This window comes from Rhodococcus sp. SORGH_AS_0303, assembly GCF_030819335.1.
GTDB lineage: Bacteria > Actinomycetota > Actinomycetes > Mycobacteriales > Mycobacteriaceae > Rhodococcoides.
In genome coordinates, this window is record NZ_JAUTBO010000001.1 from 976,604 (window position 1) to 995,143 (window position 18,540).

At 67.3% G+C, this 18,540-nt stretch carries 21 protein-coding genes; 14 read left to right on the forward strand and 7 right to left on the reverse strand.

Annotated features, from left to right (window positions below; genetic code table 11):
• Positions 1–220: 220 nt before the first annotated feature.
• Together QE449_RS04545 and QE449_RS04550 are read left to right on the forward strand one after the other, a co-directional pair.
• Positions 221–1,255 (forward strand): alpha/beta hydrolase family protein, encoded by a 1,035-nt coding sequence (locus QE449_RS04545; protein WP_307108301.1) that lies wholly within the window; start codon positions 221–223, stop codon positions 1,253–1,255.
• An 87-nt stretch (positions 1,256–1,342) separates the two neighbouring features.
• Entirely contained in the window at positions 1,343–2,233 is an 891-nt protein-coding gene (locus QE449_RS04550; protein WP_051613102.1) for a glycosyltransferase, read from the forward strand.
• A gap of 117 nt (positions 2,234–2,350) precedes the next feature.
• On the opposite strand, the gene QE449_RS04555 is transcribed toward QE449_RS04550, so the two are convergent.
• Positions 2,351–2,827, reverse strand: a complete 477-nt coding sequence (locus QE449_RS04555; protein ID WP_307108302.1) for a hotdog fold domain-containing protein — start codon at positions 2,825–2,827, stop codon at positions 2,351–2,353.
• 588 nt (positions 2,828–3,415) lie between these two features.
• On the opposite strand from QE449_RS04555, the gene rpsJ reads away from it, so the two are divergent.
• From rpsJ to QE449_RS04615, 12 genes are all read left to right on the forward strand, one after another.
• Positions 3,416–3,721 (forward strand): 30S ribosomal protein S10, encoded by a 306-nt coding sequence (gene rpsJ / locus QE449_RS04560; RefSeq protein WP_003938093.1) that lies wholly within the window; start codon positions 3,416–3,418, stop codon positions 3,719–3,721.
• A gap of 14 nt (positions 3,722–3,735) precedes the next feature.
• Positions 3,736–4,401 carry a 50S ribosomal protein L3 gene (gene rplC / locus QE449_RS04565; RefSeq protein ID WP_027504646.1) on the forward strand — a complete coding sequence of 222 codons (666 nt, stop codon included), beginning with the start codon at positions 3,736–3,738 and terminating at the stop codon, positions 4,399–4,401.
• The gene (rplD, locus tag QE449_RS04570) at positions 4,398–5,087 is read left to right on the forward strand and encodes a 50S ribosomal protein L4 (RefSeq protein WP_027504647.1); all 690 of its coding nucleotides are present in this window, start codon (positions 4,398–4,400) and stop codon (positions 5,085–5,087) included. Before rplC ends, rplD begins: the two co-directional genes overlap by 4 nt.
• Positions 5,084–5,389, forward strand: coding sequence for a 50S ribosomal protein L23 (gene rplW, locus QE449_RS04575; protein WP_027504648.1), 306 nt, complete (start codon positions 5,084–5,086; stop codon positions 5,387–5,389). Before rplD ends, rplW begins: the two co-directional genes overlap by 4 nt.
• Before the next feature lie 47 nt (positions 5,390–5,436).
• Positions 5,437–6,273: a 50S ribosomal protein L2 gene (gene rplB / locus QE449_RS04580; RefSeq protein ID WP_027504649.1), complete on the forward strand. Its 837-nt coding sequence runs from the start codon at positions 5,437–5,439 to the stop codon at positions 6,271–6,273.
• A gap of 17 nt (positions 6,274–6,290) precedes the next feature.
• On the forward strand, positions 6,291–6,572 hold the full coding sequence (rpsS, locus tag QE449_RS04585) for a 30S ribosomal protein S19 (RefSeq protein ID WP_027504650.1): 282 nt from the start codon (positions 6,291–6,293) through the stop codon (positions 6,570–6,572).
• Entirely contained in the window at positions 6,569–6,973 is a 405-nt protein-coding gene (gene rplV, locus QE449_RS04590) for a 50S ribosomal protein L22 (RefSeq protein WP_027504651.1), read from the forward strand. Before rpsS ends, rplV begins: the two co-directional genes overlap by 4 nt.
• Entirely contained in the window at positions 6,973–7,776 is an 804-nt protein-coding gene (rpsC, locus tag QE449_RS04595) for a 30S ribosomal protein S3 (protein WP_027504652.1), read from the forward strand. The genes rplV and rpsC overlap by 1 nt, the downstream gene beginning before the upstream one ends.
• A gap of 3 nt (positions 7,777–7,779) precedes the next feature.
• A complete protein-coding gene (gene rplP, locus QE449_RS04600) occupies positions 7,780–8,196 on the forward strand; it encodes a 50S ribosomal protein L16 (RefSeq protein WP_027504653.1) in 417 nt (138 codons plus the stop codon).
• Positions 8,196–8,441 (forward strand): 50S ribosomal protein L29, encoded by a 246-nt coding sequence (rpmC, locus tag QE449_RS04605; protein ID WP_027504654.1) that lies wholly within the window; start codon positions 8,196–8,198, stop codon positions 8,439–8,441. Before rplP ends, rpmC begins: the two co-directional genes overlap by 1 nt.
• Entirely contained in the window at positions 8,438–8,719 is a 282-nt protein-coding gene (gene rpsQ / locus QE449_RS04610; RefSeq protein ID WP_042575434.1) for a 30S ribosomal protein S17, read from the forward strand. The genes rpmC and rpsQ overlap by 4 nt, the downstream gene beginning before the upstream one ends.
• Before the next feature lie 100 nt (positions 8,720–8,819).
• Entirely contained in the window at positions 8,820–9,512 is a 693-nt protein-coding gene (locus QE449_RS04615; protein ID WP_056442399.1) for a hypothetical protein, read from the forward strand.
• A 6-nt stretch (positions 9,513–9,518) separates the two neighbouring features.
• Here QE449_RS04615 and QE449_RS04620 read toward each other — a convergent pair whose 3' ends face one another.
• The 6 genes from QE449_RS04620 to QE449_RS04645 all read right to left on the reverse strand — a co-directional run bounded on the left by QE449_RS04620 (position 9,519) and on the right by QE449_RS04645 (position 18,465).
• Positions 9,519–10,910: a sodium:alanine symporter family protein gene (locus QE449_RS04620; protein ID WP_307108303.1), complete on the reverse strand. Its 1,392-nt coding sequence runs from the start codon at positions 10,908–10,910 to the stop codon at positions 9,519–9,521.
• A 229-nt stretch (positions 10,911–11,139) separates the two neighbouring features.
• Positions 11,140–12,144, reverse strand: coding sequence for an aldo/keto reductase family protein (locus QE449_RS04625; RefSeq protein WP_222631698.1), 1,005 nt, complete (start codon positions 12,142–12,144; stop codon positions 11,140–11,142).
• 42 nt (positions 12,145–12,186) lie between these two features.
• Positions 12,187–15,306: a helicase HerA domain-containing protein gene (locus QE449_RS04630; protein WP_307108304.1), complete on the reverse strand. Its 3,120-nt coding sequence runs from the start codon at positions 15,304–15,306 to the stop codon at positions 12,187–12,189.
• Between the two features lie 14 nt (positions 15,307–15,320).
• The gene (locus QE449_RS04635) at positions 15,321–16,007 is read right to left on the reverse strand and encodes a hypothetical protein (RefSeq protein WP_222630467.1); all 687 of its coding nucleotides are present in this window, start codon (positions 16,005–16,007) and stop codon (positions 15,321–15,323) included.
• Positions 16,004–17,026: an endonuclease domain-containing protein gene (locus QE449_RS04640; protein WP_056441848.1), complete on the reverse strand. Its 1,023-nt coding sequence runs from the start codon at positions 17,024–17,026 to the stop codon at positions 16,004–16,006. Before QE449_RS04640 ends, QE449_RS04635 begins: the two co-directional genes overlap by 4 nt.
• Before the next feature lie 137 nt (positions 17,027–17,163).
• On the reverse strand, positions 17,164–18,465 hold the full coding sequence (locus QE449_RS04645; RefSeq protein ID WP_307109677.1) for an AIM24 family protein: 1,302 nt from the start codon (positions 18,463–18,465) through the stop codon (positions 17,164–17,166).
• Positions 18,466–18,540: the final 75 nt, after the last annotated feature.

The window sequence follows — 18,540 nt, forward strand, 5'->3', positions numbered from 1 at the left end:
GGGCCGGAACGCTGTCACCGGGCCGCAGCCTCGTTCGGCCGCCTGTACCCGATGATCGTCCTGTTTCAGGCCCGTGTTACCGGAATGACGAATCTTCTTGCTCGTGCATGGCCGCACGCCCGTCTGTGGCGTCGCCTAGAGTGCGAGGCGATGGGGCGCATGACACTGCTGTGACGGCAGTGCACTGTCGCCGGGAGTGCAGTGCGAGAGGGATACGACGATGACGTGGACACGACGGCCGATCACCGCTCTGGTCGCCGCTGCGGTGGTCGGTGCGCTCATGACTGCCACCCCCACCGTCGCCCGAGCGGACGATGCACCGATCGCCGCGGTCGAGACCGGCTCGGGTGCGCGGGTGGAGAGCGTGGAGTTCGTCGGCGGTCAGCAGTACCTCGTCACCGTGTACTCGCCGTCGATGGATCGGTCGGTTCCGCTGCAGGTGTTCCGGCCGGCCGACACCTCGGCCCCGCGCCCCACGTACTACCTGCTCAACGGGGCGAGTGGCGGCGAGGATCCGTCGAGCAACTGGCCCGATCAGGCCGATGTGTCCACTTTCTTCGCGGACAAGAACGTCAACGTGGTCGTGCCCAAGGCCGGCGCCTTCAGCTACTACACCGACTGGGTCGCGGACGACCCGGAGCTCGGCCGCAACAAGTGGGAGACCTTCCTGCTGGACGAGCTGCCCCCTCTCATGAACCGCTCGCTCGGAACGACGGGTACCCAGGCCGTCGGCGGCATCTCGATGGCGGCGAGCGCGGTCCTGATGCTGGCCGCCGATCGACCCGGCTTCTACTCGGCGGTCGCGTCCTTCAGCGGCTGTGCCGGCACGTCGGACGACCTGGGCCGCGCCTTCGTCAAGCTCGTGGTCGAGGCGCGCGGCGGGGGCGACACGGAGAACATGTGGGGACCCGACGACGGTCCGGAGTGGGCGGCCAACGACGCGTTGCTCAACGCGGACAAGCTGCGCGGCACTCCTCTCTACGTCACCACGGGAAGTGGGCTGCCCGGCTTCGACGAGACTCTCCAGAGTGCCCGCATCGCAGGGGACGTCCCCGCACTGATCAACCGGGTCGTCGTGGGCGGCGGCATCGAGTCGATCACCAACACGTGCACGCGGACGTTCGCGGAGCGACTGGCGCAACTCGGCATTCCGGCCACGGTGAAGTTCCGAGACAACGGAACGCATTCCTGGGCCTACTGGCAGGAGGACCTGCACGAATCCTGGCCCATGGTGGCGGCGTCCCTCGGAGTCTGATTCTCCGGCTGTGCGCCACGGCCGCGAGCGTGTCGAACTTTGCGGCGCGTCCCCTTATTGTCGACGGTGGAAAGGGGGTCGCCGATCATGACATTGCAGGGAACGGTCACCAGTCTCGTCATTCCTGTCCTCGACGAGGAGGACTACATCGCAGCGTGTCTCGATCACGTGTTGCCGCAGATCGACGAGTTGTCCGAGGTCATCGTCGTGGACAACGGGTCGATGGACGACACGGTGCAGATCGTGAAGGAGTACGCGGCGCGCGAGCCGAAGATTCGTCTCGTGCACGAACCGCGAAAAGGATTGTTCTTCTCCCGTAATACAGGTTTCCGGGAAGCGACATCGGACATCATCGGGCGTATCGACGCGGACACCCGAATCGGCGCCGGATGGGTGTCCGCCGTGAAGCAGACATTCCGGGACGCGGATTCCGATCTCAATCTCGGTGGTATTACGGGATTGAGCGCGCCCTACGACTCACCGTTCACCAGGTCGAAGAAATGGCTCGTCGACGCGCTCGTCCGGGCGAAGGTCCTGGGCAACGGCATGAAGATCGACAACATGCACGGCGCCAACATGGCGGTGCGGCTGGAGGCCTGGGACGCGGTCCAGGACAAGCTGACGTCCCGTTCCGACGTGCACGAGGACATCGACTTCGCGCTGTGTCTCATCGAGGCCGGCTACTCCATCGTCCAGCCCACCGAGATGTGGGCCGACATCTCGCCGCGGCGCGCGTTGACACCGCCGCTGCAGTACACGTCGTTCGTCAAGGCCGGCATCACCAGTTTCGAGATCCACGGTCGCTCCAACTGGTCGTTGCGGTGGCTCGTCGCACCGGTCACCTGGCTCTCGCATGCGGTGTTCTGGTTCCCGTACCGCGCCTACGACCCTGTTCGCCGGTCCTTCTCGCCGAGACGTCTGCTCACCGAGCGCACCTTCCGGCCGGCAGCGCTGTCGGAAGCACCTCCCGGGAGCTGACCGACAGCAGAGCACCGGAAGTCACCGCGGGCAGGCCGGAGGCCGGTCGGACGTCACCGCGGGCAGGCCGGAGGCCGGTCGGATGTCACCGCGGGCAGGCCGGAGGCCGGTCGGAAGTCACCGTGGGCTGACCCACACGGTGATGTCGGCGTGGACGACCTCGGTGCCGCCGGCGTCGCGCAGGCTGACCGGGATGACGAGTTCCACGCCGCTGGTCACCGATTCCCAGTCCGGCCGATCGTCGACCAGCGCGGTGGCGGTGAGCCCGGATCTGCCGGGGGCCAGGTACTGGACGTTCATGCCCTTGGGGATCCACCGGTGGGTCGTGGGGATCGTCGCCTCGGCGAGCATCCCCATCGCCACCTCGGCCAGATTGCAGGCCGCGATGGCGTGGAAGGTGCCCAGGTGGTTGTGCACTCCGAACCACGTGGGCCCGGAGACCACGCACCGCCCGGGGGCGAGCTCCCGTACGCGGGGGAGGACCGTGGCGAAGAAGGGCACGCGGACACACATTCCCGCGGAGAACGCCAGGGAGCGGGTGATCCCGCCGGGGAGTCGCTGCCAGAGCGCGTACGTGCTGGTGACCGTTGCCATGGCTGCACCTTACTCGGCGGTAAGTTGGTCGGGCGCGGTAAATCCGCGCGCTGACCGGTCGTCCGCGCTGGTTGCAACACGTGCCGATGGGTACCACCTGCGCGGATCGCTGCGATCGACCGTGCGTTCCGGCCGCGGTACCGCCTCGATTTGAACTCGACCCCCGGCGTGGGTCATACTGTTCGGGTTGCCTTGACCGAGGTGATCTCTGTCGTGCGTGTTGCGACGTGATCTCGCGGTCGAGGTATGCGACGAGAACGACATGCAGTGATTGCGCCGGCACGATGGGCGCATCCGGTCCGCGTTCTCCCGCCGGTCGAGTTCGGGCCGAGGGAGAATCATGTGCGGGAATGCGACACGCCCGACCGCGTGGACCGGAGAACCATGACAGATGAACAGCGGCAACGGATTCCTCCTGGCCACGCGTGTGCGTGGATGCGAGAGTCCGCCACGTTCGTCCTCATGGATGCGCCTCGCGCTCGGCTTCATGCCGGCGTCGGGTCAGCACACTGCCGGGTTCTCCGGATCGACATCCGGAGACGAGAGACCTGACCAACGGTTAACCAGGGCAAGGAAGAGGACATAAGCGTGGCGGGACAAAAGATCCGCATCAGGCTCAAGGCCTACGACCACGAGGCGATCGACGCGTCCGCGCGCAAGATCGTCGAGACCGTGACCCGCACCGGGGCACGCGTGGTCGGACCTGTGCCGTTGCCCACCGAGAAGAACGTGTACTGCGTCATCCGTTCGCCGCACAAGTACAAGGACTCTCGCGAGCACTTCGAGATGCGCACGCACAAGCGACTCATCGACATTCTCGACCCGACGCCGAAGACGGTCGACGCGCTCATGCGCATCGACCTGCCGGCAAGCGTCGACGTCAACATTCAGTGAGCGCGGAGACAACCATGACTGACAACATCAAGCGTCCGGCCAAGGGCATTCTGGGCACCAAGCTCGGCATGACCCAGGTCTTCGACGAGAACAACCGCGTCGTCCCGGTCACCGTCGTGAAGGCTGACCCGAACGTCGTGACCGCGATCCGTACCGAGGAGCGCGACGGCTACAGCGCCGTCCAGGTCGCCTTCGGTGCCATCGATCCCCGCAAGGTGAACAAGCCGGTCACCGGCCAGTTCGCCAAGGCAGGCGTCACGCCTCGCCGCCATCTCGCGGAGCTGCGCGTCGCCGACGCCGCAGGCTACGAGATCGGCCAGGAGCTCACCGCAGCCGAGTTCGAGGACGGCGCTTTCGTCGACGTCACCGGAGTCAGCAAGGGCAAGGGCTTCGCGGGAACGATGAAGCGCCACGGCTTCAAGGGCCAGGGCGCGAGCCACGGTGCGCAGGCTGTCCACCGCCGCCCCGGTTCCATCGGTGGCTGCGCGACCCCCGGCCGTGTCTTCAAGGGCATGCGCATGTCGGGCCGCATGGGTAGCGACCGCATCACCACGCAGAACCTCTCGGTGCACAAGGTCGATGCCGAGAACGGTCTGCTGCTGATCAAGGGTGCGATCCCGGGCCGCAAGGGCGGCGTCGTGATCGTCAAGAGCGCAGTGAAGGGTGGTGCGCGAGCATGACCAGTCTCGAGAAGAAGACCGAAGCCAACCTGACGCTCGACGTCAAGGAGCTCGGTGGCAAGACCAACGGCACCGTCGATCTCCCCGCCGAGATCTTCGATCGCACCGCGAACATCGCGCTGATGCACCAGGTCGTCGTCGCGCAGCTCGCTGCCGCACGTCAGGGAACGCACTCGACGAAGACGCGTGGCGAGGTCCGCGGTGGCGGCAAGAAGCCGTACCGCCAGAAGGGCACCGGCCGTGCACGACAGGGCTCGACCCGCGCACCGCAGTTCGTCGGCGGTGGCACCGTCCACGGCCCGCAGCCGCGCGACTACAGCCAGCGCACCCCCAAGAAGATGATCGCTGCAGCTCTCCGCGGTGCTCTCTCCGACCGGGCGCGCAGCGAGCGCATCCACGTGATCACCGAGCTCGTCGCGGGACAGGTGCCCTCCACCAAGGGTGCTCGCACGTTCCTCGCGGAGCTCACCGATCGCAAGAAGGTCCTGCTGGTCATCGGCCGCGCAGACCTGGCCGCATGGAAGTCCGTCCAGAACCTCGACGGCGTTCACCCCATCGCGCCCGATCAGCTCAACACCTACGACGTCCTCGAGGCAGACGACGTGATCTTCAGTGTCGAGGCACTGAACACGTTCATCGCAGGACCGGCCAAGGCAGCAACGGATTCACAGGAGGAGGACAAGTGAGCACCATTGCCGATCCCCGCGACATCCTGCTGGCCCCGGTCATCTCGGAGAAGTCGTACGGGCTCATCGAGCAGGGGACCTACACGTTCATCGTGCACCCCGACTCGAACAAGACGCAGATCAAGATCGCTGTCGAGAAGGTCTTCGGCGTGACTGTGACCAGCGTGAACACCGCCAACCGGCAGGGCAAGCGCAAGCGGACCCGATTCGGCTACGGCACGCGTAAGAGCACCAAGCGCGCGCTCGTGACCCTCTCGGCCGACAGCAAGCCCATCGAGATCTTCGGAGGCCCGGTCGCGTAAGCGGCCGGAGCTCAGAGGGTCCTCGAGGATCAAGGGACGAGACAAACATGGCAATTCGTAAGTACAAGCCGACCACTCCCGGTCGTCGTGGCGCGAGTGTCTCCGATTTCGCGGAGATCACGCGCTCGACACCGGAGAAGTCGCTCATCCGCCCGCTGCACGGCCGCGGTGGCCGCAACGCACACGGCCGCATCACCACCCGTCACAAGGGTGGCGGTCACAAGCGCGCCTACCGGCTCATCGACTTCCGCCGCAACGACAAGGACGGCGTGCCGGCCAAGGTCGCTCACATCGAGTACGACCCCAACCGCACCGCCAACATCGCGCTGCTGCACTTCGCAGACGGTGAGAAGCGCTACATCATCGCGCCGAAGGGCATCTCGCAGGGTTCGCCCATCGAGTCGGGTGCCACGGCCGACATCAAGCCCGGCAACAACCTCCCGCTCCGCAACATCCCGACGGGTACCACCATCCACGCGGTGGAGCTTCGTCCGGGTGGCGGCGCCAAGATGGTTCGCTCCGCCGGTGCCGGTGCTCAGCTCCTCGGTAAGGAAGGCGCCTACGCCACGCTGCGTATGCCGTCCGGTGAGATCCGTCGAGTCGACGTGCGCTGCCGCGCCACCGTCGGCGAGGTGGGCAACGCCGAACAGTCCAACATCAACTGGGGCAAGGCCGGCCGTATGCGCTGGAAGGGTAAGCGCCCGACCGTCCGTGGTGTCGTCATGAACCCGGTCGACCACCCGCACGGTGGTGGCGAGGGCAAGACCTCCGGTGGTCGCCACCCGGTCAGCCCGTGGGGACAGCCGGAAGGCCGTACCCGCAAGAACAAGCCGAGCGATCAGCTCATCGTCCGCCGCCGCCGCACCGGCAAGAACAAGCGATAATCAGGAGGGAGTAGCAGATGCCACGCAGTCTGAAGAAAGGCCCGTTCGTCGACGACCACCTCCTGAAAAAGGTGGACGTTCAGAACGACAAGGGCACGAAGCAGGTCATCAAGACCTGGTCACGCCGCTCGACCATCACCCCCGACTTCATCGGTCACACCTTCGCCGTCCACGACGGTCGCAAGCACGTCCCGGTGTTCGTCTCGGATGCGATGGTCGGACACAAGCTCGGTGAATTCGCGCCGACGAGGACCTTCAAGGGTCACATCAAGGACGACCGGAAGGCGAAGCGGCGATGACCAACTTCACCCCCACCGACAACCCGATCGCCCGGGCCACGGCCAAGCACGTTCGCGTGACGCCGATGAAGGCCCGTCGCGTCGTGGACCTGGTCCGCGGAAAGAGCGTCGAGGATGCCCTGAACATCCTCAAGTTCGCACCGCAGGCTGCCAGCGAGCCCGTCGCCAAGGTCGTTGCCTCGGCAGCGGCCAACGCGGAGAACAACCTGGATCTCGATCCGAGCACGTTGATCGTCTCGGCTGCATTCGTCGACGAGGGCGCGACCCTCAAGCGTTTCCAGCCTCGTGCCCAGGGTCGTGCGTTCCGCATTCGTAAGCGCACATCTCACATCACGGTCATCGTGGAGAGCCTGCCCAAGACCGGCGGCTCGACACGTGGTCGCCGGAAGGGAGCTCAGTAGTGGGCCAGAAGATCAACCCGCACGGCTTCCGCCTCGGCATCACGACCGACTGGAAGTCCCGCTGGTACGCAGACAAGCAGTACGCGGAGTACGTCAAGGAAGACGTGCAGATCCGCAAGCTCCTCGCCACGGGCATGGAGCGCGCCGGCATCGCCAAGGTGGAGATCGAGCGCACCCGTGATCGGGTTCGCGTCGACATCCACACCGCGCGTCCGGGCATCGTCATCGGTCGCCGCGGCGCCGAGGCGGATCGCATCCGTTCCGAGCTCGAGAAGCTGACCGGCAAGCAGGTCCAGCTGAACATCCTCGAGGTCAAGAACGCCGAGTCCGAGGCACAGCTCGTCGCACAGGGTGTGGCCGAGCAGCTCTCGAACCGTGTCGCTTTCCGTCGTGCGATGCGCAAGGCCATTCAGTCGGCCATGCGTCAGCCGAACGTCAAGGGCATCCGCGTTCAGTGCTCCGGTCGCCTCGGCGGCGCGGAGATGAGCCGTTCCGAGTTCTACCGCGAAGGTCGCGTTCCGCTGCACACGCTGCGTGCGGACATCGACTACGGCCTCTACGAGGCGAAGACCACCTTCGGTCGCATCGGCGTGAAGGTCTGGATCTACAAGGGCGACATCGTCGGTGGCAAGCGTGAAGCTGTCGCCGCCGCTGCTCCGGCAGGCGATCGTCCCCGTCGTGAGCGTCCGTCTCGTCCGCGTCGCAGCGGTGCCTCGGGCACCACGGCGACCAGCACCGAGGCCGGCCGCGCAGCGACCGCAACCGCTGATGCACCCGCTACGACCGAGCAGAAGGAGGGCTGACGCATGTTGATCCCCCGTCGGGTCAAGCACCGCAAGCAGCACCACCCCAAGCGTTCGGGTGCCGCCAAGGGCGGAACTCAGGTGACCTTCGGTGAATACGGCATCCAGGCTCTCGAGCCCGCCTACATCACCAACCGTCAGATCGAGGCAGCCCGTATCGCCGTCACCCGCCACATCAAGCGTGGTGGCAAGGTCTGGATCAACATCTACCCGGACCGTCCGCTCACGAAGAAGCCTGCCGAGACTCGCATGGGTTCCGGTAAGGGTTCGCCGGAGTGGTGGGTCGCCAACGTCAAGCCCGGCCGCGTGCTCTTCGAGCTCAGCTACCCGGACGAGCAGATCGCTCGTGAAGCACTGACGCGCGCGATTCACAAGCTGCCGATCAAGGCACGCATCATCACGAGGGAGGTTCAGTTCTGATGGCTACCGGTACCCCGGCTGCCGAGCTCCGCGAGCTCGGCGACGAAGAACTGATCACCCGCCTTCGTGAGTCGAAGGAGGAGCTGTTCAACCTCCGCTTCCAGATGGCCACCGGCCAGCTGGACAACAACCGTCGGCTGCGCGTCGTCCGCCACGAGATCGCGCGCATCTACACCGTGATGCGCGAGCGTGAGCTCGGGCTCGCCGCAGGTCCTTCCGAGGACACGGCAGGTGACGCAGCATGAGCGAGGAAACAGTGACCACTGAAGAAGCACGCAACAGCCGGAAGACGCGTATCGGTTACGTCGTCTCCGACAAGATGCAGAAGACGATCGTCGTCGAGCTGGAGGACCGTGTGAAGCACGCCCTCTACGGCAAGATCATCCGACGCACCACCAAGGTCAAGGCCCATGACGAGAACGGAGTCGCCGGCGTCGGCGATCGCGTTCAGCTCATGGAGACCCGCCCCCTGTCCGCCACGAAGCACTGGCGACTGGTCGAGGTCCTCGAGAAGGCCAAGTAAGACCTGCAGCACCCATGGACGACCCCGCACTCCTCGTGAGTGCGGGGTCGTTCTGCGTTCTCAGGTCCTCGCTACGATGGCCGGACGAGAGGGGATCGGCATGGACAGTGTGATGCAGTTCGCCGGCCAGTACTGGTGGCTGTGGTTCGTCTTCGGCGGGTCCATCGCGGGTGCGGCCAAGGCGGTCAGCGCCGCCAACGAGCGACGTGCGGATCGTCGCCTCGAGCGGTACCGCATCAAGCAGCAGGCCAAGGTCGCAGCGCTCGAACTCTCGAAGTCCACGAAGCAGGACGCGGAGACACAACGTCGATCCGTCGAGAAGGCGCTCGCCGAGCACGACGACGTGAACGCTCGGTGGTTCGCCTACGAGACCGACGTCATCAACCTGCTTGAGTTCCCCATGATGACGAACATGCGCGACCCGATGACGGTGGCCTTCCACCGCGCCAAGCTCGAAGCCGACTCGCTCCGGCCGTCGGCGGCGGACGAACTGGTCGGCGATCCGGAGGCGCAGCGGCTCTACCGCTCGGCCGTGCACGACTACGCCGTGGCGTTCACCGCCGCCGAGTCCGAGGCGAAGCGTCGTCGCCGCGGAAACTTCAGCGAGGCGGAGCAGAACCGACTCACTCGCGCGCAGTCGCTGCTGCGCATGGCCTTGGACGGCGCCTCGACCCCCGCCGAGCGACAGGCGGCGTACCGCAAGGCGCGCACCGAGCTCGAGGGCCTGGTGACGCTGCCGACGACGGCGTACGCACAGATCGAACAGCGGATCGCGGGGGCATTGGAGGCGTAGGCGCGGTCAGCCCGTGACGTCCACGTCGTCGACCGCCACCGTCTCGCCCCGGCGATGCGCCATGTAGTCGCGCAGCTCCCGCCTCACGACGGGAAGCAGCAGGTAGAGGCCGATGATGTTGACGAAGGCCAGGGCGAACAGCGCCGCATCCGCGAAGTCCAGTACGGATCCGAGCGACAGCACCGTGCCGACGACGGTGAAGAGGCAGAAGATGACGTTGAAGCTGTGCTTGGCGAGGGCGCTGCGGCCGAAGAGGGACGTCCACGCCTGCGACCCGTAGTAGGCCCACGTGATGGCGGTGGACAGCGCGAAGAGAGCGACCGCCACGGTCAGGATGTACGGGAACCAGGGGAGCACCGTCTCGAACGCGTCCGAGGTCAGCGTGACGCCGCCGGCTGGGAGTGCACCGGTCTCCGCGACGATGGCGCGCTGGTCCTGCCAGGACTGCGTGTTGGCGATGACGATGGTCAGAGCGGTGGCCGTGCAGATCACGACCGTGTCGATGAACGGTTCGAGCATGGCGACGAACCCCTCGGTGACCGGATGGCGCGTCTTGACTGCCGAGTGCGCGATGGAGGCCGATCCCAGTCCCGCCTCGTTGGAGAACGCGGCGCGCTGGATGCCGATGATCATCACCCCGAGTACGCCACCCGCTACCCCGGTGGGAGAGAAGGCACCCGTCACGATCGCGTTCATGGCGCCGGGGACCTGCTCGATGTTGACGGCGATCACCACGGCGCATCCCAGCACGTAGACGATGGCCATGGCGGGAACCAGCTTGGCCGTAACGGCGGAGATGGACTTCATCCCGCCGATGATGACCAGCCCGATCACCACGGCGACGACGAGCCCGAAACCGAACTTCGCGCCGTCCGAGCCGAGGAAACCCTCGTCGCCACCGGTGACACTGCGCACCTGAGCGTAGGTCTGGTTCGCCTGGAACATGTTTCCGCCGGAGATGCCGAAGAAGATGATGATCACGGCGTAGACGGTGGCCATGATCTTCCCGACTCGGCTCATCCCGCGCTCCGCGAGCCCCTTGGTGAGGTACTTCATGGGACCACCGGAGACGGTGCCGTCCTCGTGGACGTCGCGGTACTTCACACCCAGCGTGCACTCGACAAACTTGGTGGCCATACCGAGGAAGCCGGCGAGGATCATCCACAGCGTGGCACCGGGTCCGCCCAGGGTGACCGCGACCGCGACACCGGCGATGTTGCCGGGCCCGACGGTGCCGGACACGACGGCGGTCAGGGCGCGGAAGTGGCTCACCTCGCCGGGTGCTGTGGGGTCGTCGTGTTTCCCGCGGACCAGTTCCACCGCGTGTGTGGCGCCGCGTACCTGCAGGAACTTGAAGGTGACCGTGAAGATGATCGCGGCGGCCAGGAGCCAGATCACGACCAGAGGGACCGACGCGCCGCCGATGTCGACGGAGAAGAAGACGACGGTGGTGACCGCCTCGGTGACGGGTTCGAAGGTGGAATTGATGGCATTCTCGATGGTGGTGAGGGTGCCACCGTCGGCCGCAAGGATCCGGGGTACGGAAGTCCTGTCTCATTCGACCCCGGCATCCCGGATCCTGCACGCCTTCAGACGTATCTGACCGATCCTTTACCTGATCTTGACCTCAGACCAGACGCTTCTCGGGACTCACCGTCTTCGACGGATCCTTCTCGACGATGTCGCCCAGCGCCTCGTCGATCTTGGCGAGCACGTCGGCGTCGAGGGTGACGTCCTGCGCCTTGACGTTGTCGGCGATCTGCTCGGGACGAGACGCGCCGACGAGAGCGGCCGCGATGTTGTCGTTGGCCAGCACCCAGGCGATGGCGAGCTGGGACATCGTGATGCCCAGGTCGTCGGCGATCGGCTTCAGCTTCTGCACGCGCGTCAGCGTCTCGTCGTTCATGTAGCGCGAGATCATGTCCGCGCCGCCCTTGTCGTCGGTCGCGCGCGAGCCCTCGGGAAGCGGCTGTCCGGGAACGTACTTGCCCGTGAGGACGCCCTGAGCCAGCGGTGACCAGACGACCTGCGAGATACCGAGTTCCTTGGACGCCGGGACCACGTCGGACTCGATGACGCGCCAGAGTGCGGAGTACTGAGGCTGATTGGAGACGATGGAGAAACCGCGCTGCCGGGCCAGTGTCTGCGCTTCGCGGAGCTGGTCCGCGGTCCACTCGGACACACCGATGTACAACGCCTTGCCCTGCTGGACGACGTCACCGAAGGCGGCGATGGTCTCCTCGAGCGGCGTCTCGTGGTCGTATCGGTGCGCCTGGTAGAGGTCGACGTAGTCGGTGCCCAGGCGTCGCAGCGAGTTCTCGATGCCCTCGAAGATGTGTTTGCGCGAGAGCCCCGTGTCGTTCGGGCCCTTCTCGCCGACCGGGAAATACACCTTGGTGAAGATCTCGAGACCTTCACGACGCTCGCCCGCCACCGCCTTGCCCAGCACGGTCTCGGCCGCGCCGTTGGCGTAGACGTCCGCGGTGTCGAACGTCGTGATGCCGGCGTCGAGAGCCGCCTTCACGCAGGCGGTCGCGACGTCGTTCTCCACCTGCGACCCGTGGGTGAGCCAGTTGCCGTAGGTGATCTCGGAAACCTTGAGTCCGCTGTTGCCCAGAAATCTGTAAGCCATGCGAACAACGCTACTCGCGCGCCGGCGCCAGGACTTCTCCTCTCACTCGCGCGCCAGCGCGAGGACCTCCTCTTCGGTGGGGGGACTCTTCGGGTGGAAGGTGAGGCACAGGGGAGTGGCCGTACGCCGGAACTCCGAACCCTCGACGGCCGCGTAGAACTGACCTGCGGGGAGACGTCCGACGTCGGGTACGGAACCGCCCTTGGCGCGCGCCATCTCCTGCGCCGCCTGGATCTGGGCGGGGCTGTTCAGCAGGCCGTAGAACTGGGTGGCCGCGTTCCCGGCGATGCGGTTGTGCAGCCCCTTGGGGGCCTGTGTCGCAAAGACGAGGCCCAGGCCGTACTTCCGGGCCTGCGACGCGAGTGCGAGCGTGCTGTGCGTGGCCGGTGTCGCTTTGTCCGAGGGCGCGTAGTTCTGCGCCTCGTCCATGACGAAGAGTCCGCCGAGCGGTCGATCACCCGCCGGGTTCTTCTTGATCCAGGCGAACAGACCCATCTGCAGCTGATTGACGAAGCTCTGCTTCTGCTCCTCGGTGGTGAGCCCCGAGAGGTTGATGACGGACACGCGCGCCTTTTTCCCCTCGGCCGGGGTGAGCAGCACGCCCGGATCGACGGGAGTGCCGGACCCGGCGAACATCGGGTCGTTCGTCATCGCGGCCTTGAGGTTCTCGGCGAGATCGGCCGCGATGCGCACGGCGTCGCGCAGATCGCTGGCGTCGGCGGGGAGATTCTCCAGCAGGTCGATGAAGTCCGACATGTCGCCGGCCGAGCGCCGCCCGAACCCGTCGAGTGCCGCGCGCAGCACCGCCTGGCGGTGCTTCGCCTTCTCCGTGGTGCCCGTCGCCAGTGCGGCGGGAGCCAGCGCCGCGAGACCCGACTCGACGGACGCGTCGAACTCGTCCTTGTCGTTGACGACGCTGGCGAAGTCGGGGAGCGGCTGGAAACTGAGCGGCCGCCCCGACGACTTGCGCGGAGTCCAGATGACGACGTCCGTGTCCCGCAGATACGCAGCAGCTTTCGCCTCGTCGCCCGGCGGCCACGTGCGTTCGTCCTCCGGCCACGGTGTCCCGAGGCGGGCGAGATCGTTGTTGATGTCGAGCACGATCGACGAGACACCGTGCAGGGCACACTCCTCGACCAGCCGACGGATGAGCACGGTCTTGCCGCTACCCGATCCGGCGAAGATCGCCGTGTGCTTGCGCAGCGCCTCGAGCGGAATGCGGACCTCGGCGTTGGTGCTGAGCTCCGTCCCCATCTCGATCTGCTCCCGGCGCGGAGTTGCCGCGGGAGCCTGCGACACCTCGGGTTCGATGAGTGCCTGATCGTCGTCGACGACGCTCGCGTCGGGCAGCACCTCGCGGAACAACGCGATCTCGTGCGCCGGCTTGCGAGCGAGCAGCCACGACGTGAGGGCCGGCGAGTTCTCCGACCGGAGAGCGCCCAGGGCGTGCAGCGAGCGGCGATCGTCCTCGCTCAGCGGCACCTCGACACCACCGGCGCGGTGCAGCGCCGCCACGGTCTGTTCCGTCTTCGCGCCCTTGGGCCACGGTGCGTTGCGGATGAGGATCAACCGACGGCGCGGCATGTCGATGTGGAGACCCGCCGCGGTGACGGCCCGCTCGATACGGGCCAGTGCCGCACGGGCATTGGTGGAGGAGACGGCGCGGAAGCACCAGTGTTCCTCGTCGTCGGTGTCGCTGTCGACGGTGTGGCGGAGCCGTGCGTGCAGTGCCGGGCGGCCGCTCGGCGGAGGATCCTGCGCGAGGCTGTCGTCGGACGACTGGTGTTCGTGGATCCACGCGTCGAGACCGGCGGAGAGCAGTGCCGGGACGAGGCTGTCCTCGGTGCCGGGCTCGAGCGGTGTCGACACGTCCGCGGCGCTGCGCAACTGCGCGTACCGCTCGTCGAGCGCCTCGAGTTCGGATCGCTTGGCCGTGGGGAGCGATGGTGTGTCGGATCCCCCTCCGCTGGAGGCGAAGTCGGTCAGTTCCGTCGCGACCCCCGTCTCGAGGCAGTGGCGGATGTGCTTGTCGACGGCGATGAGCAGCTGGCGGGGAGTGAAGTCCGGCGCCTTGTCGAACGCGTCGACGGCCACCGGCCATGTCGGGTGCGGGGTGGCGAAGCCGACCTCGCGGAAGCACGCCTCGAGGCGACGCTCGAGCAGCAGGCGGCCGACGTCCGACGACGGAATCGGCTTGAGCCGCTGCGTCACCCGGAACCGGTCACGCATCGGTGCGACCCCGCGAGCGGCGATCAGATCCCACGCGCTCGACAGCGCCGACAACACGGAGGCGGTGCGCGGCAACGTCTCACGGAGAGTCATCAGACCGTGGGCGAGCTGCTCGACCACCTTGTCCTCCTGCTCGTCCGCGTAGTCCTTGTCGGCGCCGGTGCGCGCCTGCGCGACGAGGGTGTCGATCTGATCGATGGCGAGGATGGTGGGACCCGTGATCGCGAGCAGTCGGGAGATGTTCTCCGCGATGCCCTGGTGACCGAGCTCCGCGCGGCGGATGCCCCACGACTCGAACTCGTCGGCGTCCACGTCGTCGATCGACTGCAGGTAGGCGTCGCCGATGTCCTGCACGGCCGCGTCGGGTGCGATCGAGAGGACCAGGGCACGCAGGGTGTGCTGGGAGGTCCGACGATGGCGGGGATGGGCCTTGTAGACGCCGGTGACGAACTCGTTCAGCGTGTCGGCGTCGATCATGTTCTCGCCCATGACCTGTCGCCGCTGGTCCTCGCTCACGCCGGCGATGTCGCAGAGCCGCCGCAGGACCAGGCGGAGCTGACTGTCGTCACCGCGACCCGATGGGCGGTTGAGATCGTCGAGCATGCCCATCAGCGTCGAGCGCCAGAAACCCGCGGCGTCGAGGAGTCGGATGAGGAAGAAGTAGCCGCCGCGCGACTGCACCTCCTCGCGGACCTGCCCGAGAAGGTGCGTCTTGCCGGAACCCGCGGGGCCCTGCACGACGACGCCGAGCGGACTGGCGTCGTCCGAGTTCTCGGCGTCGGTGTACGCACTCATGACCTCGGTGAACACCCGCTCGTGCATCCCGGGCACGTGGACGTCCGACTGGGACCGCCACACGTCGTCGGGTGTGGGGGCCCAGCTCAGCCGCACCGACTCGAGAGCGCGGATCTGTTCGGACTTCGTGGTCGTCATCGTGGAGCCGCCCATCACTGTTCGATCGCCAAGAGGTGGTTCTGCTGGTTGCCGACATCGACGGCCGCGGCGCGGTCCTCGTCGGTCAGCGTCTTCTGGTTCTCCTCGGGGATGAGGGAGACGTCGGGGGCGCGTCGCAGCCGGGCGAGCGCCTCGTCGAGATCCGTGCGCGAGATGTCGGAGAGGGCGGGCCGCAGCCGCGACAGCCGCACCCAGGCCCCGGGCTCACGAGCGAGGTCCGCGTACGTCGACCGGATCCGCTGTTCGACGTCCGCGGCGGACAGTTCACTGCGGACCGCGGGGGCGACGATGGCGTTGGGTGGCGTCGGCGGCGCCGTGATCGACGTCGGAGTGTCGCGCGGGAAGAAGACCTCGGCGGGACGTACGTCGTCGCGGTGGAACCACCGGCCGAGGCCTGCCATGACGGTGAACAGGGCCTTGCCGGGGCCGGCCGCACCCTTCGGCGCCTGCGTGCCCATCAGGTCGGAGCAGTGCTTCCAGCCCTTGTCGGTGAGCTCGACGGTCATCGTCCGACCCTGCTTGCCCACCTCGATCAGGCCGAGCGACGCGAGGTGGTCCCGGTGGGGCTTCTTCAACTCGGGCCCGAGCGTCGACAGTTCGGGGTTGCGCACCGCGCGTGCCTCGGCCATCAGCACCATCAGCACGGACACCTCGGTGCCGGTCAACTCGTTCGCGCTCACGTGGGAGTCCCCTTCGATCGTCGTCGGTGCAGTGCCTGTTCGATCATCGTCATCACGCTCTCGTGGTCCGCGAGCACGTCCTCGTTGGTGAAGCGCAGCACGATCCAGCCGTGCGTCTGCAGCAGGTTGTCACGGGATCGGTCGTCGGCGAACTGAGCACGCGCACGGTGCTCGTGGCCGTCGATCTCGATGGCGACCTTCTCATCGACCCACGACACGTCCAGCGTGAACGGTCTGCTCAACGTCGTCGGCCGGACGGACCGGTTGTGGCGTCGGCCCGCCGCCCACTCGCGGGTGGAGAGGACGCGATCCAGCAGGATCTCCGCCGCGCTGGCCGCGTGCGGACGCCCCTCGACGGGCGGGTAGCTCAGCGGCCGGAAGCGGTCGACGATGGTGTCGACGTCGTCCGGGGTCGACGGAGTGCGCACGGTCAGCACCGGGAACCTGTCCACGGCGGGTGCACCGGCCCCGGTCAACCACACTCCCGTCCCGGTGCTGCACCACCATTCCGCGGCGGTCGCCACCGCTGCCGGGTCGGCGTCGGCGGGGACGTCCACGACGAGGACGGCGCGCTCTCGCCCGTGGACGTCGGCGATCACGCGGGCGGCACCGGCGGCTCGGGTCTCGCGAGCGAAGGCGTCGACACGCAGGGGGCGTCCGGACGTCGACGCGCCCGCGAGATGGGCCAGGTACGGGCCGAAGTGTTCGCTCGAAGACGCGTGCTCGTGAGCTCGTGCCCGAGCGGCGTCGCGGGCCAGCGACGAGCGGTCGCCGACGTCGCCGGGCAGCAGGAAGGGGACGAGGTCGAGCGCGGCCTGCTCGATCGCGGCGACGACGGCGTCCACCATCTCCGACGCGGAGCCGTTCGTCAGGGTGAAGAAGAGTGCGGCCGGAGCATCGGACGGCAGCGGGTCCACCGACTCGGCGAGATCCCTCATCGCGGCGCCGGACAGTCGTACGACCCGGTCGAGCGGGGCGTCGTGCCACCAGGGCGTCGCGGTGTCGACGCGTGTCGTCACGTCATCACCCCCGCCCTGGTGTCGAGGCCGACCGGACCGGCCACCGCCCCGCGGCCGATTTCGGCCGACTTCAGGCCTGCCCTGTCGGTTACCATCCCCGAAACCGTACCCGGGGACGGGAACCCGTGTCGCGCGGGTCACCGTCCGAGCAGGCCACCCAGCGCGCCGCCGACACCGGCCTGCTGCCCGCCGCCCGTGCCGCCGACGAACCCGCCGGGCGGCTGCTCCGACGGCTGCACGACGACGAACCCCTGCCCGGAGAACTGCAGGGTGAAGCGCTCGCCGGTGCTGCGGCCGATGAGGGTGCCGAAGTTGAGTTGATCGTTGCTCTTCACCGAGGTCTGCAGGCTCGACGACCACGCGACCGCAGCCTGCGGATCCGCGAAGGTGGGCTGGTCGACGTTCAGCACGACGGGTTGCCCGTCGGTGGTGATGGCGATGCGCCCCTGCCCGGTGAAGATGCAGTTGAACAGGCCCGCGTTGCTGCTGGCGGCCGCACCCTGGACCCGGCCGATGCGGTACGACAGTGACGAGTCGAACGCGAGCACGTTGGCGCCGTTGATGGTGAGACCGTCGCTGCCGTCGAGGTCGATGATGTGCACGTCCTGGGCGGCGTTCGCGAGGAAGAGGTCGCCTCTACCGGACACCTTCATCAGCGGCACGCCCTCGCCCGTCACCGTGCGACGGATCATGTTGCCGATGCCGCCGGATCCCTGTGCCTCGAACTTCAGGTCGCCCTGGTAGGCCACCATCGATCCCGAGCGCGCCATGATCTCGCCGTTCATCGCGACGCGGGCCATCTTGCTGCCCTGCTTCTGGATGCCGACGCCCTGGACCTCGGCGTGGGTGGGGGCGAACAGTTCACTTCTCACGGCCAGTGCTCCCTGCGTCGGTACGGGTGGTGGTGCTGCTGTGGTGGGGACGACGGTCGGTGTCGGTGCCGGTGTCGTGGCCGGCGCGGGCTCGTCGTCGACGGTGATGCCGAAGTTCGTCGCGATGCCCGCGAGCCCGTCGTCGAAGCCCTGGCCCACGGCGCGGACCTTCCAGGCGTCGCCGCGTCGGTAGATCTCGACGCACACGACGGCGGTCTCGCTCGTGAGTCCGCTCATCCGGAACGACAGGTCCGGTCCGATGGAGATGGTCGGCTCCAGGCCGCCGAACGTGGTGGGGCCCGATCCGTCCAGGCTGGCGGTGACGGCCACGGTGTCGACGTCGCGGGGCACCGCACCGGTGTCCACGCGGATCCCGCCGCTGCCGTACGTCACGCCGGGGCCGACCGGGTTGTTGAAGAAGACCAGGTCCGCGTCCGATCGAACCCGGCCCGCGGAGTTCAGCAGGAGCGCCGAGACGTCCACGGCGGCGCCGGACACGGAGATGTCGAGGCTGTCCGAGGGTGCGGGGCGGTTCTCCCCCCGTGCGAGGCTGTCCACGGACCTCAGTGTGCCACCGGCGCCTGACAGAGTCCTGTGCCGTCGCCGCGGTGGAGGATTTGGATCCCGTCCGCGTGTTCCCTA

What these genes read in the sequence shown, in the direction of transcription:
- QE449_RS04545 (WP_307108301.1), top strand. Translation starts at nt 221, where the DNA reads ATGACGTGGACACGACGGCCGATCACCGCTCTGGTCGCCGCTGCGGTG.
- QE449_RS04550 (WP_051613102.1), top strand. Translation starts at nt 1,343, where the DNA reads ATGACATTGCAGGGAACGGTCACCAGTCTCGTCATTCCTGTCCTCGAC.
- QE449_RS04555 (WP_307108302.1), bottom strand. Translation starts at nt 2,827, where the DNA reads ATGGCAACGGTCACCAGCACGTACGCGCTCTGGCAGCGACTCCCCGGC.
- rplC (WP_027504646.1), top strand. Translation starts at nt 3,736, where the DNA reads ATGACTGACAACATCAAGCGTCCGGCCAAGGGCATTCTGGGCACCAAG.
- rplD (WP_027504647.1), top strand. Translation starts at nt 4,398, where the DNA reads ATGACCAGTCTCGAGAAGAAGACCGAAGCCAACCTGACGCTCGACGTC.
- rplB (WP_027504649.1), top strand. Translation starts at nt 5,437, where the DNA reads ATGGCAATTCGTAAGTACAAGCCGACCACTCCCGGTCGTCGTGGCGCG.
- rpsS (WP_027504650.1), top strand. Translation starts at nt 6,291, where the DNA reads ATGCCACGCAGTCTGAAGAAAGGCCCGTTCGTCGACGACCACCTCCTG.
- rplV (WP_027504651.1), top strand. Translation starts at nt 6,569, where the DNA reads ATGACCAACTTCACCCCCACCGACAACCCGATCGCCCGGGCCACGGCC.
- rplP (WP_027504653.1), top strand. Translation starts at nt 7,780, where the DNA reads ATGTTGATCCCCCGTCGGGTCAAGCACCGCAAGCAGCACCACCCCAAG.
- rpmC (WP_027504654.1), top strand. Translation starts at nt 8,196, where the DNA reads ATGGCTACCGGTACCCCGGCTGCCGAGCTCCGCGAGCTCGGCGACGAA.
- rpsQ (WP_042575434.1), top strand. Translation starts at nt 8,438, where the DNA reads ATGAGCGAGGAAACAGTGACCACTGAAGAAGCACGCAACAGCCGGAAG.
- QE449_RS04615 (WP_056442399.1), top strand. Translation starts at nt 8,820, where the DNA reads ATGGACAGTGTGATGCAGTTCGCCGGCCAGTACTGGTGGCTGTGGTTC.
- QE449_RS04625 (WP_222631698.1), bottom strand. Translation starts at nt 12,144, where the DNA reads ATGGCTTACAGATTTCTGGGCAACAGCGGACTCAAGGTTTCCGAGATC.
- QE449_RS04630 (WP_307108304.1), bottom strand. Translation starts at nt 15,306, where the DNA reads ATGACGACCACGAAGTCCGAACAGATCCGCGCTCTCGAGTCGGTGCGG.